Consider the following 15,299-nt stretch of genomic DNA (forward strand, 5'->3'; position numbering starts at 1 on the left):
TGCTTCTCCTGATTCAGTTTACCGCGACCCGTGGAGCGGCGGCGGCCGGCGGTATCTGGTTGTTTGCCCACGCCTCGCCCTGCAGGATCGCAATCACCTCGTCGGGGGATCGCGCCAGCCGAAGTTCCTCTCGGAAGAGAGGCACCCGGACGAGACGAAACAGTTGGGACAGCGCCGCCAGAAACGTGTGGACCTCCGAGCGCGGCCAAAGGATTGTGAAGACAAGATCGACGGGGTCGAGGTCGGGACTTTTGAAATTTATCGGAGGAGCCAATCGCGTAAACCAGGTCACAGGCGACGAGATGGGTTGCACGAACGCGTGTGGGACAGCTATGCCGCGGCCAATCGCGGTTGAGCCGAGCCTCTCTCGCAGCCAAATGGCGCGAAGAACCATCCGCGGGTCAAGTGCGGTTCGCCGCGCAATTTTTGCAGCGATCTTGGAGAGCGCGGAATGCTTGCCCTTGGTCACAAGGTCAAGATTCACATTTTCTGCCGGAAGGTTTTCGAACATCATCATCGTCGCCTCTTAGCCGAGCATGCGAGCACGATCGCAGTGCATTCACTGCATCCGGGTCTCGCATTTTGATTGAAAACTGGCTACCCGGACGCGGCGCCAGTGGAGCTCGCGTCCGGGTCAGAGGCCTGCTTTGAGGCGTTGGGGCTCTCGCCGTGTCACGACAATATTCATGATAAGTTGAACATGGGGATTGAATCGTCGAAATCAAGCTCGGCCCCCGGAACGCCTTGGCCCCGCCACAGCGTTTCATTCTGACAGATCACTCAGCGGATCCGGCGGGCTGCTTCTCCTTGCCGCCCATTGCATCGAAGTTCGACGGCGACTTCTAAGGCGCACCCCTCGTCCGCCTCTGCATCATCGTGTCGGCTGCTTCTCGACGAATCTTGGTAGCCATAGAGACAAATGGCCGCTGCCAGCAGCATCAGGATCATGCCGAACATCCCCGCCGCAGACAAAGCCTCGCCAGCGATCATAACGCCGACGGCGACAGCAACGATGGGTGAGACGAACGCAAAGCTGCCCGCCCGGGCGGGTCCGATGTCACGGATAAGCTGAAGATAGATGCTGTAACCGATCAGCGATCCGAAGAGGACGAGGAACAGCCAACTCGCGACTGCCTGCCAATTCCACGGTGCCTGCAGACTTGCGGTTGCTTCGGGCTCGAAGACCAGTGAACTAAAAAACAGACCTCCACCTCCGATGAGTGTCGTGCAGCCGGATACGAAGGTGCTGCCGTAACGGGTGATAAGCGGCCTGGCCAAGACAGATCCCCAGGCCGACGATACTGCACTCCAGCTGATCGCAAGAAGTCCAACAATGCCGGCGGTGCCGGAAAGGCTGGTAAATTCGAGTGTAGGTGAAAACAGGCATGAGAGGCCGATCATGCCGATGATCATCGCAAAGGCCCGGGCGCCACTCCAGCGTTCCTCGCCCAGCAATATTCCGAACCCGAGAAGAGCCAGAGGCGTCAGTGACATTTCGATCACGGCGGCTGTCCCGGATGCAACGAACTGCATACCCCAAACCAGCGGACCGTAGCAGAGTGTGATCATCAACAGGCTTGCAATGACAAGCCTGACCAAATCTTCACCGGCCGCAAACGGTATGCGACAGGACCGCAGCGACCAGCCTGAGAGCAGAAGGCCGGCGCAAAGAAACCTGGTCGCCGCGAACATCATCGGCGGCACGGTTTCGATACCGGTCTTGACGGCGATCCACGTCAGACCCCAGACGAGGCAAAGAATGAGGAACTTGATCACGTTCTTGCGAGGAGACATAGAGGGGCCCTTGCTCTGTAACGAGTAAACAATATTTATACCGTTACAATCTGGCGACCTGCTTTTTGTTCCGCACCATGGCCTCATCAATATTCGACATGCGTCTGAGCGGCGGCCATCCTGCCCTTGAACTGGTAAATACCGTCGACAGCCGCCGCGGCCGTTGGGGGCCCGATTTCCTGCGGTCGTTCGATGACGTGCTGGCGTTCGTTGAAAGGCTTCAGCTCATCGATGCAAGGGGATTGGCAGGTTTGAGGGAACGCGCGGCGGTCGATCCCGGCAAGGCAGAAGACGCTCTGGCGAATTTGATAAGGCTTAGAGAAACTATCTACACCCTGTTCATTGCCGAGGATACCGATGCTCCTTATCCCGAGCCAGCATTGAGTACAGTGGTAGAAATGGCGAGAGCAGGCCGCGCAAGACAGACCCTCCTAAAGTCAAATCAGAACTTCGTCTGGGCACTCCCCTTTGACAATCCGTCCGATATTTTTCACCTATTCGCTATCGCTGCTACTGATCTATTGACCAACCGGAGCGGTCGCCGTCGCGTGCGTGAGTGCAAGGGCGATAACTGCGGTTGGCTCTTCGTTGATCGCTCAAAGGGTGGTCGGCGGCGATGGTGCTCGGAGGCAAGTTGCGGGGTACACAGCCGAGTGAAGCGTTTTCGCGCCCACGGCGACGACCGTTGATGATGGCCGTGAGTTCATCGGTATAGGAAGCCTTGAGCGCCCCGCAGATCGGCAGATTGACGGAGGCGCGAGTGGTAAAAATCGAGCTAGCACCAGGAAGATGCTGCGGCGCCTTCCCCCGACGCGTTCGAGCATAATGCGCGCCATCTGAAGCGCGTTGAGCTCCCGTTCGGCCGGCCGACGGCGGTATTCTTGGTTCCATGCCGGTAGGCAGGCAAACGCCTTCTCACCGCCACTCTCCGGTTCCACGGCGTCGGGCCGGCGACCGGAGAAGATGTCAAAACTCGGGATCGAGACGGTGCTGCTCTCAAGGCAGGGGCGATCTGATACTTCCGGCATAATTGGTCTGGTTTAGGAAATCGGGCGAAAGGGCTAAGCAAATATACTTCGGCATAATAGCGAGGGTGCCCCAGGCAGAGTTAACCTCGCAACGGCCCTAAAAGAAACGCCCTCCCATCACGGGCCGACTTGCCGCGCCGGCGTTTTGCTTGACCGCAAGACCTTCACCCCTGCCGGCGCGGCGCCTCTTAAAGCATGAAACCGCATTGCCGAGCTTTGCTCTTCGCGGAACTGCCCTGACAACATGCACTGGAACCTCAGTCGGAGGAAGATCCGCAGAGATGCGACCGCCTCAATAATCCGAAGCATAGGCTCGTTGACATGAGAGGAAAGTCGGTGAAGCTTGATTGGATCTGCGATGCCTGCACTTCAGATGGTTTGCGGGCAGCATCGAAGCGAGCGGTGTGCCATGGACGACACGGTCAAAGATGCGCAGAAGACCAGGAAGATGTTCGGACGGAAGCGCGCTCTCGCTTCCATCGGCCAGCAGACTTCGACTGACCTTCGGTACCACGATCCACAATCCTCCTGGAGTGACGGCGATCGCATCTTTGCACGAGAGCTGATCCGGAGCGACAACGGCGCATCAAAAGCCGTTCTGAGGGTGCAGCTCGCAGCCGAACATCCCGGTCGAACCAGCCTCGACAGACTGGCCCACGAATATCGCCTGAAAGACGAACTCGACCGGGAGTGGGCAGCCAAACCGCTGGATTTCAAAACCGAAAATGGTCGTACCGTGCTCGTCCTCGAAGATTGCGGCGGCGTGCCCCTTCCGCAGTTGATGGGACGGCACAGCCGTGGCATGGCCGGCGAACTCACTGTCTTTTTGCATCTTGCCAAGGGCATTGCGGCGGCAGTCGGCAAGGCTCACGGATGCGGCCTCATTCACAGGGACATCAAGCCGGCGAATATACTGGCGGACGAGGCGGAAGGGCGAGTCCGTCTCACGGGCTTCGGAGTGGCCTCGCATCTTTCTCGTGAGCGCCAGGCCGCCGAGCCCCCTGAGGTCATTGCTGGCAGCCTCGCATATATGGCGCCCGAACAGACCGGGCGCATGAACCGATCGGTTGACTCGCGTAGTGACCTCTACGCCATCGGCATCACGCTCTACGAAATGATCACCGGCCAGTTGCCGTTCACTGCTTCGGAGCCGATGGAATGGGTGCACTGCCACGTGGCCAGGCGACCGGTGCCGCCGTCCGAGCGTGTAAGAGAGCTGCCAGGCGTTATCTCGGCAATCGTGATGAAGCTGCTCGCCAAGAACGCAGAGGAACGCTACCAGACGGCCGCCGGCCTAGAGGCGGATCTGCGACGTGCCCTCGTCGAGAGCGAGAAGTATGGGCGGATCGCAGATTTTCCGCTCGGCACGCGCGATGTGCCGGACAGACTGGTGATTCCCGAGCGGCCTTACGGTCGCGAACGCGAGATCGCCGCCCTAACCTCCGCATTCGACGGGGTCGTCGCGGGTGCTGGGCCGACGCTGGTGCTGGTTTCGGGTCATGCCGGCGTAGGCAAATCCATGGTCGTGAATGAGCTCCACCGCGCGCTCGTGCCGCCGCGTGGGCTGTTTGCCTCCGGCAAATTCGACCAGAACCAGCGTCACATTCCTTATGCGAGCGTAGCGCAGGCCCTGCAAGGCCTCGTCCGAGTGCTGCTGGGCAAGAGTGAAGCGGAACTCGCGCCCTGGCGCGCTGCTTTAACTGAGGAACTGGGCGCGAGCGGTCGGCTGATAGTAACGCTTATTCCGGAACTTGAATCTCTCATCGGCCGACTTCCAGCGGTCGCGGATCTGCCGCCTCAGGACGCCAAACGCCGCTTCCACTTGAACATCAGGCGCCTACTGCGAGTGTTTGCCACAGCAGAACATCCGCTCACGCTGTTTCTAGACGATCTCCAATGGCTGGACGCAGCAACGCTCGATCTGCTTGAAGATTTGTGCACCCAGCAGGATATGCATCACCTGCTGCTCATTGGCGCCTATCGCGACAACGAAGTATCGTCCACCCATCCGCTGATCCGCCGGCTGACAGCGATCCGGGAGGCCGGTGGCCAAGTGCATGAAATCGTACTGACACCGCTTAGGCTTGAAGATCTGACCCGGATGGTGGCCGACGCTCTTCATTGCGGAAGCAAGCGTGCCCAGCCGCTTGCACGGCTAGTGCACAAGAAGAGCGGAGGCAATCCTTTCTTCGCGCTCCAGTTCCTGAGCACGCTGCCGGACGAAGGCCTGCTCGAATTCAATCGCGAACAGACGCACTGGGATTGGGATCTCGATCGCATACGAGCCAAAGGCTATACCGATAACGTCGTGGATCTTATGCTAAGCAAGCTGCGGCGCCTGCCCGATACCACGCAGGCTGCCCTGAACACGCTAGCATGTCTCGGCAATCACGCGGCGGTTGACACCCTGGCTCTGATCAGGAGCGAAAATCACGACGCGGTTCATGCGGCCTTTTGGGCTGCGGCGCGGGCCGGACTCGTGCTGCTTGAAGAGGGGTCATCATACCGCTTCCTGCACGATCGAGTTCAGGAGGCCGCGTATGGGCTGATCCCTGAAGATGAGCGGGCGGCATCGCATCTTTCCATTGGCCGCCTTCTGCTCATGCATACACCGCCGCAGGCACTCGAGGAGAATATTTTCGAGATTGTCGGCCAACTCAACTGCGGCGGCGCGCTCATTGCGCCCGGTGAAGAGCGCGAGCGTCTCGCGAACTTGAACCTGCTTGCCACTCGCCGCGCCAAGGCTTCGGCTGCATACGAATCGGCGCTTGCCTATGCCCGCACGGGTGCGGCTTACCTGCCGGACGATGCCTGGGAGCGCCGATACGAACTCGCTTTCACCCTCGAACTCCACAGGGCTGAATGCGAATTCTTGACCGGCTCACCGGCGGAGGCGCAGGCCCGCCTCGCGGAACTGGCAAGCCGAGCCACCAGCCTCGCCGATCTGGCCCGCGTCACGCGCCTGCGCGTCGACCTTTTCATGAGCCTTGGTCGAAGCGATCAAGCCATCATATTCGGCCTCGACTACCTGCACCGGGTCGGCATTTCGTGGTCGTCGCACCCGACCAGAAGCCAGGTGCGCCAGGAATACGCGCGGCTTTGGCGACAACTCGGGGGCCGCCCCGTCGAAGCGCTGCTTAACTCGCCCCCAATGGCGGACCCTGTCGCGCTCGCGACCATGGACGTTCTGACTTCACTTGTTACTCCGGCCCTGTTTACCAACGAGAATCTGCGCTGCCTCGTTATCGGGAGAATGGGCAACCTCAGCCTCAAGCACGGCAACAGCGACACATCGCCTTACGCCTTCACTGCTGTGGGCACGGTGCTCGGGCCCTATTTTGGCAACTATGAAGCCGGTTTTCGGTTCGGCCTTCTCGGACTGGACCTGACGGAACAGCCTGGAATGGAACGCCTGAAGGCACGGGTCTACCTCGCCTTCGGCAACCTTGCAAAATCATCGTCGCGTCACGTCCGCACAGGCCGTGCGCTTGCGCAGCGCGTATTCGAAACGGCACAGCAGGTCGGCGACCTCACCTACGCCGTCTTAAGCCGGAATAACCTTGTGACTTACCTTCTGGCAGCTGGCGAGCCCCTCTCGCAGGTTCAGCGCGATGCGGAAGCCGGCCTGGAATTCGCGCGTCAGGCCGGCTTCGGAGTCGCCGTCGGTTTCATCAGCGGGCAGCTCCAACTCATCCGAACGCTTCGCGGGCTGACGCCAATCTTCGGATGCTTCAACGATGAAGGATTCGACGAGCAGCAATTCGAACTTAAGACCGACGGCAAGCCGGGTAGTTGCCTGTACTGGATCCGAAAACTACAGGCATGTGTATTTGCCGGGGATACCTCCACAGCACTTTCTGCAGCGGCGAAAGCAGAAAGCCTCCTCTGGATGACTCCCGCTATTTTCGAGCGGGCGGAATATCACTTCTACACCGGCCTTTCTTTGGCCTCTGCTTTAGAAGGATCGACTACCGAAACAGCTCTTTATCGCAGGGCCATACGCGCTCACCGCCGGCAGCTCGACACTTGGGCCGCGCACTGTCCGGAGAATTTCGCAAGCCGCGCAACATTGCTTGGCGCAGAGATCGCCCGCTTGGGAAGCCGTGAGTTGCATGCCGAGCGCCTCTATGAACAGGCGATCCAGTTGGCGAATGCGCACGCGCTCCCACACGATGAAGCGATCGCGTATGAGCGCGCTTCCGCCTTTTACCGGGCGCGCGGCTTTGATCAGATTGCTCGCCTCTATCTTCAAAACGCCCGTCGCTGTTATCTCAGGTGGGGAGCCGACGGCAAGGTGCGGCAGCTCGAGGAAACCTATCCCCAACTGCGGGATGGACAATCGGCACCGGCTGCAACAAGCACGATCGAAGCGCCGATCGAGCATCTCGACCTCGCCACCGTCATCAAGGTGTCGCAAGCGGTCTCCAGCGAAATCGTCGTCGAGAAGCTGATCGATACGGTGCTGCGGATGGCCGTCGAGCAGGCGGGAGCCGAACGTGGCCTTCTGATACTGTCGCGTGACGGCGAACCGCGGATTGCCGCTGAGGCAACGATCCGCGGCGAAGCGGTCCTCATAGAGCTGCGCAATGAGGCCATCACCGGCGTGATGCCGGAAGCAGTTCTCAATTACGTCCTGCGTATGCGGGAAATCGTCAGCCTCGATGATGCGTCGGCTGAAAACGCCTTTGCGGCCGATCCCTATATCCGCCATCGCGCGGCCAGATCCATTCTCTGTTTGCCGCTGATCAATCATGCGAAGCTGATCGGTGCGCTGTATCTGGAAAACACACTGGCGGGCCATGTCTTCGCGCCGGGGCGCATTCCGGTGTTGAAGCTGATCGCCTCGCAAGCCGCCAGCACGCTCGAAATCACCGGACTTTACCGCGACCTGGCAGAACGTGAAGCGCGAATAGGCCGGCTTGTCGAAGCGAACATCATCGGAATTTTTATCCGAGATATCGGCGGCCGGATAATCGAAGCCAACGAGGCGTTCCTGCAAATGCTGGGCTACCGCCGTGACGAACTCTTGGCGGGTCAGCTCCTCGATAAAGAGCTGACACCGCCGGAATGGCGCGAACGTGACGCCGAAGCCGAAGCCGAGTTGAGAGTGACCGGCAGCGTCCGCCCGTTTGAAAAGGTGTACCAGCGAAAGGACGGCGGTCACGTACCTGTGATGATCGGTGAGGCAAGTTTCGAGGGGGCCGGCAGCGAGGCCGTGGCATTCGTGCTCGACCTGTCCGAGAGCAAAAAAGCAGAGGAGAGGCTGCGAGTAAGCGAAACTCATTTTCGGACCTTCGTCGACCATGCCACCGATGCCTTTTTCCTCCATACCGACGATCTAACCGTCATAGACGTCAACCGCCAAGCCTGTGAAAGCCTGGGTTACAGCCGCGAAGAATTGATTGGCATGCACCCGCGCGACTTTGACGGAGCTATCGACGAAAGGGCGCTTGCGACCTTGGTGGATCGCGTCGACGCAGGACAGCCAATGACTTTCGAAACGCTCCACCGGCGTAAGGACGGAACAACGTTTCCGGTCGAGGTTCGGGTCGGCAAATTCCGACAGGACGAGCAATGGTTTCGTCTTTCGCTGGCGCGTGACATCACCGACCGCAGGCAGGCCGAGGATGCTATTCAGCTTGCGCGAGCAGAACTTGCTCATGTAAGCAGGCTGACCACGATGGGAGAACTTGTAGCCTCCATCGCCCACGAGGTCAGACAGCCGCTCACCGGACTGGTCAGCAGCGGCAATGCCTGCCTTCGTTATCTCGGCGCGGATCCCCGTGACATCGTCTCCGCCCGTCGTGCCATCGAGCGCATGATCAGCGACGCTTTTCGCGCATCCGAGGTCATCGATCGGATTCGGGCAATGGCGAAGAAATCACCCGAACGCAGGGACCGGCTGAACATCAACGATATCGTGTCCGAGACGATTGCGCTGGTGTCCACGGACCTCGAACGCAGTGCGGTGGCGCTTCGTACAAACCTCTCCGACGGCTTGCCCCCGATCGTAGGGGACCAAGTGCAAATCCAGCAGGTGATCCTGAACCTTATCATGAACGCCAACGACGCGATGGCGGCGACGCCAAAAGGAGCGCGGGAACTCGTCGTAAGCACTGAAAAGGCAGCACCCAATACCGTTTTAGTGGCAGTCCGCGACAGCGGCCCTATTCTCGACCTGGCGAAGATCGGCGATATATTCGAGGCGTTCTACAGTACCAAACCCAAGGGTATGGGCATGGGCCTGACGATCAGTCGTTCGATCATAGAGGCTCACAAGGGCCAACTCTGGGCCACGCCAAACGCGCCCCACGGTGCCATTTTTCAGTTTACATTACCAACCGAGGAGAAATAATGGATCCATGTCCGGGGCGCCGCCTGACCGGCGCAAATTTGGGGACATGGATGAAGGAGATTGTCTACATCATTGATGATGACGCATCTGTCCGCGAAGGCCTCGGCGATCTCCTGCGCTCGGTTGGACTTGAGGTACTGACATTCGCTTCCAGCCAGGAGTTTTTGGATAGCAAGCGACCTGACGTTCCAGGCTGCATCATTCTCGATGTAAGGCTGCCGGGGCGGAGCGGCCTGGAATTTCAGAGCATGCTCACTTCCCTTGGAATTGAGCTTCCGGTCATTTTCATCAGTGCCCACAGCGACATTCCGATCTCTGTGCGGGCGATGAAAGCCGGCGCTATCGAATTCCTGACGAAGCCGCTGCGCGAGCAGGAATTGCTCGATGCCGCCTATGCCGGGATCGAGCGCGATTGCGCTCGCAGGCAGGAAGTCGCGCTCATTGCCGAGCTTCGGTCCCGCTATGATTCGTTGACGCCGCGCGAGCGCGAGATCATGAACCTGGTGGTCGCGGGCAGCGTCAACAAGCAAATCGCTGCTCAAGTGGGCCTGAGCGAGGTGACCGTCAAGGTTCATCGCGGCCACGTCATGCAGAAGATGCAGGCGAGATCTCTCGTTGACCTGGTCCGGATGGCGGACGGCCTCGGATTGTCGACGAAGCCGTCGTGGGTCAGGTAGGCTCACGCATCTAGACCAAAGTATCGGGCGTCCGCCATGGATGGATAGTCGGGGCGCCAATTCGGCGAGTCGCTTATCAAATTGGGCAATACGCTCCGAAGGCCCCCGGCTTTATCCTCTTACCAGCTGAAAAACTTGCAGAGACAGGACGGACGTCATCGGTCTAGGTGCAAAGAATTTGCACCGGTCCGCGGGTACCTACCATTGGACGGACGCTCATCATGTTGACGCAACGCGAGTAACCGAAAGACCAAGGAAAGGTATCATTCATGCAAAACCAGAGATACGCCCTGCAGAAGAACCTCAACATCTACTGGACGGTAATCGATACGGTTTCAGACCGAAAGGCTCTCGTCAATGGCTTCATTATGGACATGCTTACCGCCGACGAGGCCGAAGAATTGGTCAACACGCTGAACCGTGCAGAATCCCATGCTATCCTTGCGCCCGCCCAGAGGGAGCACCACGATCAAAGACGACAGTAACTGTTCGATTGCCATCCAGCCGACCCCTCGTCCTATAGACTGTGACGGGAGGACGATAGAGGGCGCTGACACTCTAAAGGTCCCTCATCAGGGCCATTTCGCCGGAAAGCTTCGTGCGCGAGAACGTCGATGGCTGCTGCCGATTCACTCCAATTGCCGAGAAATGGATGACTCGACGTACACTGGATTGCTCGCATGCACGAAACAGCGCTCCCGGTCCCTGCGCGTGGACGCCCGCCATGTTGTGGGTCACTCCGTCCTGCAGTGCCCCGGCGCAATTCACGACGGCGTCCATTCCCTCGAGATGATGCAGCCAGGCAGACGGCGCCACTGCTTTGGCCACATCGACTTCGACCCAACTGCCGGTGCCTTCAACCGGCCGTTTTCCAGGACGCACCACACAGATGATATCATGTCCGCATGCCACTAGCCGGGCGCAAACGGCACTGCCAACAAGTCCTGTTGCGCCGGTAACAAGGATTTTCATACGGACGACCTTCGCACTCAGAAGCCCCGAACCTGTGCGTGCAGGATTTCGTTCCAGCGCCCTTCCTCGTGCCAATGCCTGGATAACATTTGAAATGCGTCAAGCAAGCAATTCCGAGTGCTTGAGTTCCTAGATCGCGTCTGCTCAATGCCGGCGGCTTGACTGATGCACGAAAGACGGTCTCACAACGGCGCTTGCCTGGAATGACAAAGCCTGAGCAGTTGAACCTGTTCGAGCCGGCGACCCGTTAATTGTCGGCAACGAGAACCGAGCCTACCCGTGATTATTGTTGCCCGGCCCGCGCCCCGCATTCGATCTTTGGGATGAATTCAAGACGCTGTTCAGTTTTTGCCTGCATAACCAGCAAGCGTCTCTATATTTGCTAGCGTTAACAGCAAGCAGAGAAAGACCCTTGCGGCGTATTCAAGGACCCGGTCTCGGGAACCGTTGATGGGCCGCTATAGAGAATCTGCTTGTGGCCGGAGCCGACGTCATTGAGAGGAACGGTTCCCGCATTAAGTTTGAAAAAGACGGGATCATTGCGAGCTTCCATCGACCTCATCCGGACAAGGAAGCAAAGAGTTATCAGGTGCGCGATGCTCGCGAGTTCCTGATGCAGATTCGAATAACGCCATGAACACCATGACCTACAACGGGTCTCACGCTTGCATCGGATTCGACGCTGAGGACGATGTGTTTTTCGGCAAGATTGCAGGTATCTCCGATGTAATCGGCTTTCACGGTGACAGTGTCGCTGAACTCAAGAAAGCCTTCCATGAGGCAGTCGATGACTACCTCAAGACCTGCAGGAAAATCGGCAAAGAGCCTCAGCGCCCCTCTTCTGGGAAGATGATGGTTCGTGTCGCTCCCGAAGTCCATCGGTTTTTTGCCCACGATCAGGATACGTGCTGAACCGCACGGCATCTTTTGCCGCCAGCATTCCCACCCGGGTTCGAATACTTTCTTGTCACGCAAGCCCGCGCTTCTATGCTTCATTGTGGACGAACGCCAAGTCGGCAGATCGCCTTGTCTGCTGCAGGACTTCAAAGAGCAGCGCAGCTTGACGTACGTTCCCCTCGCGCTCCGCCAGCCCCTGCCCGTCAGTGTGTCGGCGGCTGGCGACTACCAGTTTGTGGACTGCATACCGGGACGATCAGGGACGACGACTGGGACACCGCTCCGGTGGAGCAGCATTGTCCTGACGGGTTCTCCTGTCGCCGGCGCTGCAACTGATTGGGTCTATTTATGCTTCAGCAGCCACATCTTTCCGGCCATCGTGATGCCGTGCGGCGAGATGTCTGGGTCGGCGCCGGGATCGAGGGTCTTGAGAAGACCGCTGGTTCTCAATTCGCCTACTGTCGCCGTTGTCACGAACTTGATTTTGATCGGCCGCTCCTGAAAGCGATCGCCCTTGGCGAAGGTAATCGTCGCATCGAGATGCGTCCACTTCTTGCTCTCCTGAAGGTACAGGTCCCCATCCCTTGCAAGTTTCAGGCCTCTGATCTGGGGAGGCGTCAAAGCGACCATCAAAGCGGCCGTATTGGGACTTGTTCTGGCGGTCGTGCTCAACTTGGATCCTAACATGCTATTCAAACGATCCGCATAAAGCGGTCAGATTTCGACAGGCCGAGGTTCTCGGCCTCCGGGAAGGAGATGAGCCTGCCGCTCTGTTCATCCCACAAAGCAAGCCGGACACATTCAAGGCTTTGCCAAAGGGTGATGCGGCCAATGGCCACCAACTCGGGGTGTTTGCGCAGAACTTCCGGAAGCCGGTAATACGGAATGCGGCTTGAAAGATGGTGGATATGGTGGATGCCGATATTAGCGGTCAGCCATCTAAGCACGAGCGGAAGATCATAATGTGACGCGCCGTGAAGAGCGGCCTGCGGAAATTTCCATTCTCCGGTCTTCGACCAGTGCGTTTCCTCGAACTGATGTTGGACATAAAATAGCCAGACGCCGGCTGCCCCTGCCAGCAGAACGACGGGCAGATGAACCAGCAGGAAGGGGATAGGTCCAATCGCCCATACTACAAGGCCGCCTACGATCGCGATCGCTACATTCGTGGCCATCGTGGAAACCCAAGGCAGGGCTCCCGCCTGCATCATCCCGATCGGCAGGCGTTGCTTGAAGATAAAGAGCCAGGCGGGTCCAATGCCCAACATGACGATCGGATGCCTGTAAAGTCGGTAGGCGAGTCGCCCGACTCGAGAACGGGCGCGATATTCCTCGAGCGTCAAGGTCGTGATGTCGCCGATGCCACGTTTATCAAGATTGCCAGCAGATGCATGATGTTCCGCATGTGTTTGCCGCCAATAATCGTAAGGCGTTAGTGTCAAAACGCCGAGTGCCCTTCCTGTCCACGTATCCAGCTTTCGCCGGGCGAAGAATGAACCGTGCCCGCAATCGTGCTGGATCATGAATAACCGGAGCAGGAAGGCGGCGGCTGGCAGGATCAGTATGTAGCCGGGCCAAAAGTCTTGCAGCAAAGAGGCATACGCGCCGACCCATAGCAGCGCGAACGGGACAGCTGTCACAGACAACTCGAACGCGCTGCGCCAAAAGCGCGGTTGCCGGTACTTCGCGAGGATCCTCAGCCACGCACCGGCGGAGTCTTCAAACGGCTCGTGCAACTGGCCGGCTTGGCTTCTCATAGGTTTTCAGATTCCTTTTGGACGACGATGCAAATTTGCAGGAGCCACGATCGGATGTTCCGGCCTCAAGCGCGACGAGCCTTACGTGCGGCATAGCGCCGGTCGCGCTCGGCCTTGCGTGCCGCTTCATCGGTGACTCGGTTATTGGCTTCCAATTGGCGAGCCTCCGCCTCTGCTCTGTGATGAGCCTCGGCAACCTCGGCTAATGCGGCAGCTTCCCGAAGGAGGCGGTCATTTTCCACCGCCTTCATCGCATCGCGCTCGGCGCGACGCGCGGTCCTGGCCGAAGCAACTGCTTCGCGCGCCGCCAAGCGTTCTTGCATTACAGGGTCTGTCGGCTTTGGAGCCGACTCAAATTTTGCAATTAGCTGACGTCTGGCGCTTTCGGCGGACTTACGACGTTCTGAAAAGCTGTTGTCACTTTGGTGTTTCAATCGGTGTCCTTGCCCAACAGGATAGCGCATGCCGCTGCGCTTCAAGTCTCGGTACGAGCGGCGGGCGCTGTTCGGTCTTCTTGAATGAAAAAGGCCAGACATCTGCCTGGCCTTCAACTGCCCTTGCCAGCCACGCCAGTACGTCCGTGGTCGCAGCGGCTATAGGAGCTTTTTAGGCCGCTTGGAGCTGCCCCGCAGACATTTTGCCGGACTTACGGTCATGCTCCAATTGAAAGCCGAGCTTCTGACCTTCAACGATTGAACTCATTCCCGCGCGTTCAACGGCAGAGATGTGAACGAAGACGTCGGCACTCCCGTCGTCAGGCTGTATGAAGCCAAAGCCTTTGGTGGCGTTGAACCATTTTACTGTGCCAGTGGTCATGATAAACCCTTTCATCGGCATACATTTAATTGCCCGCCGAGCGGCGCGCGGCGGTGTTTCGACTTTTGAAGGGAGAGTTGATCAAGAGGCGCAGAGCGCGATTTCCATTGGCAGCCCGCCAGCCGTTCCGAAGCCGCCGAGGATGACCGAGACGAAAGAGCGGTTCATCGCCTTGCACATGATGTAGGAGAGGATGGCGCCGGAAGAGCCGACGAGCGCCCCGACCACGATCAGCAGATCATTGCCGAGCGTGAAGCCGATGGCCGCCGCCGCCCAGCCGGAATAGCTGTTCAGCATCGACACGACCACCGGCATGTCGGCGCCGCCAATGCCCATGATCAGATGATAGCCGATGAAGAGCGCGACCGCCGTCATCAGGATCAGTGTCCAGATGCCTCCCTTGTCGACGTATATCATGAGAAGGAAGAGCGAGAGGATCGCCGCGGCAGTATTTAGAAGGTGTCCGCCTGGCAACTTCTTCGCCTTGCCATCTACCTTTCCGGCAAGCTTGCCGAAGGCAATGACCGATCCGGTGAATGTCACCGCGCCGATGAAGACGCCGATGAAGACCTCGACCTTCATGATCACGAGTTCGACCCGCGTCTTGTGGGCGAGAATGCCGGCGAACCCATCAAGCGTCGATCGCGCCGCCTCGTCCATGGCAACGACCCGCCATGCCTCGAGATGGGCATTGAAGCCGATGAAGACGGCGGCCAGCCCAACGAAGGAATGCAGTGCCGCGACGAGCTGCGGCATCTCGGTCATCTGTACGCGGCTTGCAACATAATGGCCGAAGACCGCGCCGCCGGCTACCATCAGAAGGATGATGAACCAGTTGCCGACGCCGGGGCCGAACACGGTGGCGACGACGGCCAAGGCCATGCCCGATATACCGTACAAGACGGCGCGCTTGGCGCTCTCCTGGCCGGAGAGGCCGCCGAGCGACAAGATGAATAGAACTGCTGCCGCGATATAGGCGGCGGAAACGATACCGATCGTCATG

Annotated in this window: 11 protein-coding genes and 4 pseudogenes; 6 read left to right on the top strand and 9 right to left on the bottom strand. The window is 58.8% G+C overall.

Going from position 1 to position 15,299, the window contains the following annotated elements:
* Positions 1-13: 13 nt before the first annotated feature.
* Complete coding sequence (locus tag AMK00_RS29855; RefSeq protein ID WP_064812971.1) at positions 14-517, bottom strand: PTS sugar transporter subunit IIA; 504 nt, start codon at positions 515-517, stop codon at positions 14-16.
* A gap of 263 nt (positions 518-780) precedes the next feature.
* Positions 781-1,794, bottom strand: a complete 1,014-nt coding sequence (locus tag AMK00_RS29860) for a DMT family transporter (RefSeq protein ID WP_064812973.1) — start codon at positions 1,792-1,794, stop codon at positions 781-783.
* A gap of 65 nt (positions 1,795-1,859) precedes the next feature.
* On the opposite strand from AMK00_RS29860, the gene AMK00_RS29865 reads away from it, so the two are divergent.
* The 4 genes from AMK00_RS29865 (at position 1,860) to AMK00_RS29880 (ending at position 10,339) form a co-directional block, all read left to right on the top strand.
* Positions 1,860-2,483 carry a CGNR zinc finger domain-containing protein gene (locus AMK00_RS29865; RefSeq protein WP_237350528.1) on the top strand — a complete coding sequence of 208 codons (624 nt, stop codon included), beginning with the start codon at positions 1,860-1,862 and terminating at the stop codon, positions 2,481-2,483.
* Between the two features lie 748 nt (positions 2,484-3,231).
* A complete protein-coding gene (locus tag AMK00_RS29870) occupies positions 3,232-9,177 on the top strand; it encodes an AAA family ATPase (protein WP_064812976.1) in 5,946 nt (1,981 codons plus the stop codon).
* A 50-nt stretch (positions 9,178-9,227) separates the two neighbouring features.
* Positions 9,228-9,854: a response regulator transcription factor gene (locus tag AMK00_RS29875; RefSeq protein WP_010004392.1), complete on the top strand. Its 627-nt coding sequence runs from the start codon at positions 9,228-9,230 to the stop codon at positions 9,852-9,854.
* Positions 9,855-10,123: 269 nt separating this feature from the next.
* Positions 10,124-10,339 (top strand): hypothetical protein, encoded by a 216-nt coding sequence (locus AMK00_RS29880; protein WP_064812978.1) that lies wholly within the window; start codon positions 10,124-10,126, stop codon positions 10,337-10,339.
* Positions 10,340-10,412: 73 nt separating this feature from the next.
* Here the strand turns inward: AMK00_RS29880 and AMK00_RS29885 are convergent, their stop codons facing one another.
* Positions 10,413-10,826, bottom strand: a complete 414-nt coding sequence (locus tag AMK00_RS29885) for an NAD-dependent epimerase/dehydratase family protein (protein ID WP_064812980.1) — start codon at positions 10,824-10,826, stop codon at positions 10,413-10,415.
* 375 nt (positions 10,827-11,201) lie between these two features.
* On the opposite strand from AMK00_RS29885, the pseudogene AMK00_RS31715 reads away from it, so the two are divergent.
* Both AMK00_RS31715 and AMK00_RS29890 read left to right on the top strand, forming a co-directional pair.
* Positions 11,202-11,463, top strand: a pseudogene (locus tag AMK00_RS31715) (type II toxin-antitoxin system HicA family toxin).
* Positions 11,460-11,708 (top strand): annotated as a pseudogene (locus tag AMK00_RS29890) (type II toxin-antitoxin system HicB family antitoxin); the annotation flags it as partial. The pseudogenes AMK00_RS31715 and AMK00_RS29890, both read left to right, overlap by 4 nt.
* Here AMK00_RS29890 and AMK00_RS33390 read toward each other — a convergent pair.
* The 6 genes and pseudogenes from AMK00_RS33390 to AMK00_RS29915 form a co-directional block, all read right to left on the bottom strand.
* A pseudogene (locus AMK00_RS33390) lies at positions 11,623-12,035 on the bottom strand (GSU2403 family nucleotidyltransferase fold protein); the annotation flags it as partial. The pseudogenes AMK00_RS29890 and AMK00_RS33390 overlap by 86 nt on opposite strands.
* Positions 12,036-12,065: 30 nt before the next feature.
* Positions 12,066-12,353, bottom strand: coding sequence for a hypothetical protein (locus AMK00_RS29895; protein ID WP_064812982.1), 288 nt, complete (start codon positions 12,351-12,353; stop codon positions 12,066-12,068).
* Positions 12,354-12,415: 62 nt separating this feature from the next.
* A complete protein-coding gene (locus AMK00_RS29900; RefSeq protein ID WP_064812984.1) occupies positions 12,416-13,480 on the bottom strand; it encodes a fatty acid desaturase in 1,065 nt (354 codons plus the stop codon).
* Between the two features lie 65 nt (positions 13,481-13,545).
* A complete protein-coding gene (locus AMK00_RS29905) occupies positions 13,546-13,914 on the bottom strand; it encodes a DUF6481 family protein (protein ID WP_064813229.1) in 369 nt (122 codons plus the stop codon).
* Between the two features lie 172 nt (positions 13,915-14,086).
* Positions 14,087-14,296, bottom strand: coding sequence for a cold-shock protein (locus AMK00_RS29910; RefSeq protein WP_064813232.1), 210 nt, complete (start codon positions 14,294-14,296; stop codon positions 14,087-14,089).
* 99 nt (positions 14,297-14,395) lie between these two features.
* Positions 14,396-15,298 (bottom strand): annotated as a pseudogene (locus tag AMK00_RS29915) (NAD(P)(+) transhydrogenase (Re/Si-specific) subunit beta); the annotation flags it as partial.
* Position 15,299: the final 1 nt, after the last annotated feature.

The sequence above is a fragment of the Rhizobium sp. N621 genome (genome assembly GCF_001664325.1).
GTDB classification, from domain to species: Bacteria; Pseudomonadota; Alphaproteobacteria; order Rhizobiales; family Rhizobiaceae; genus Rhizobium; species Rhizobium esperanzae.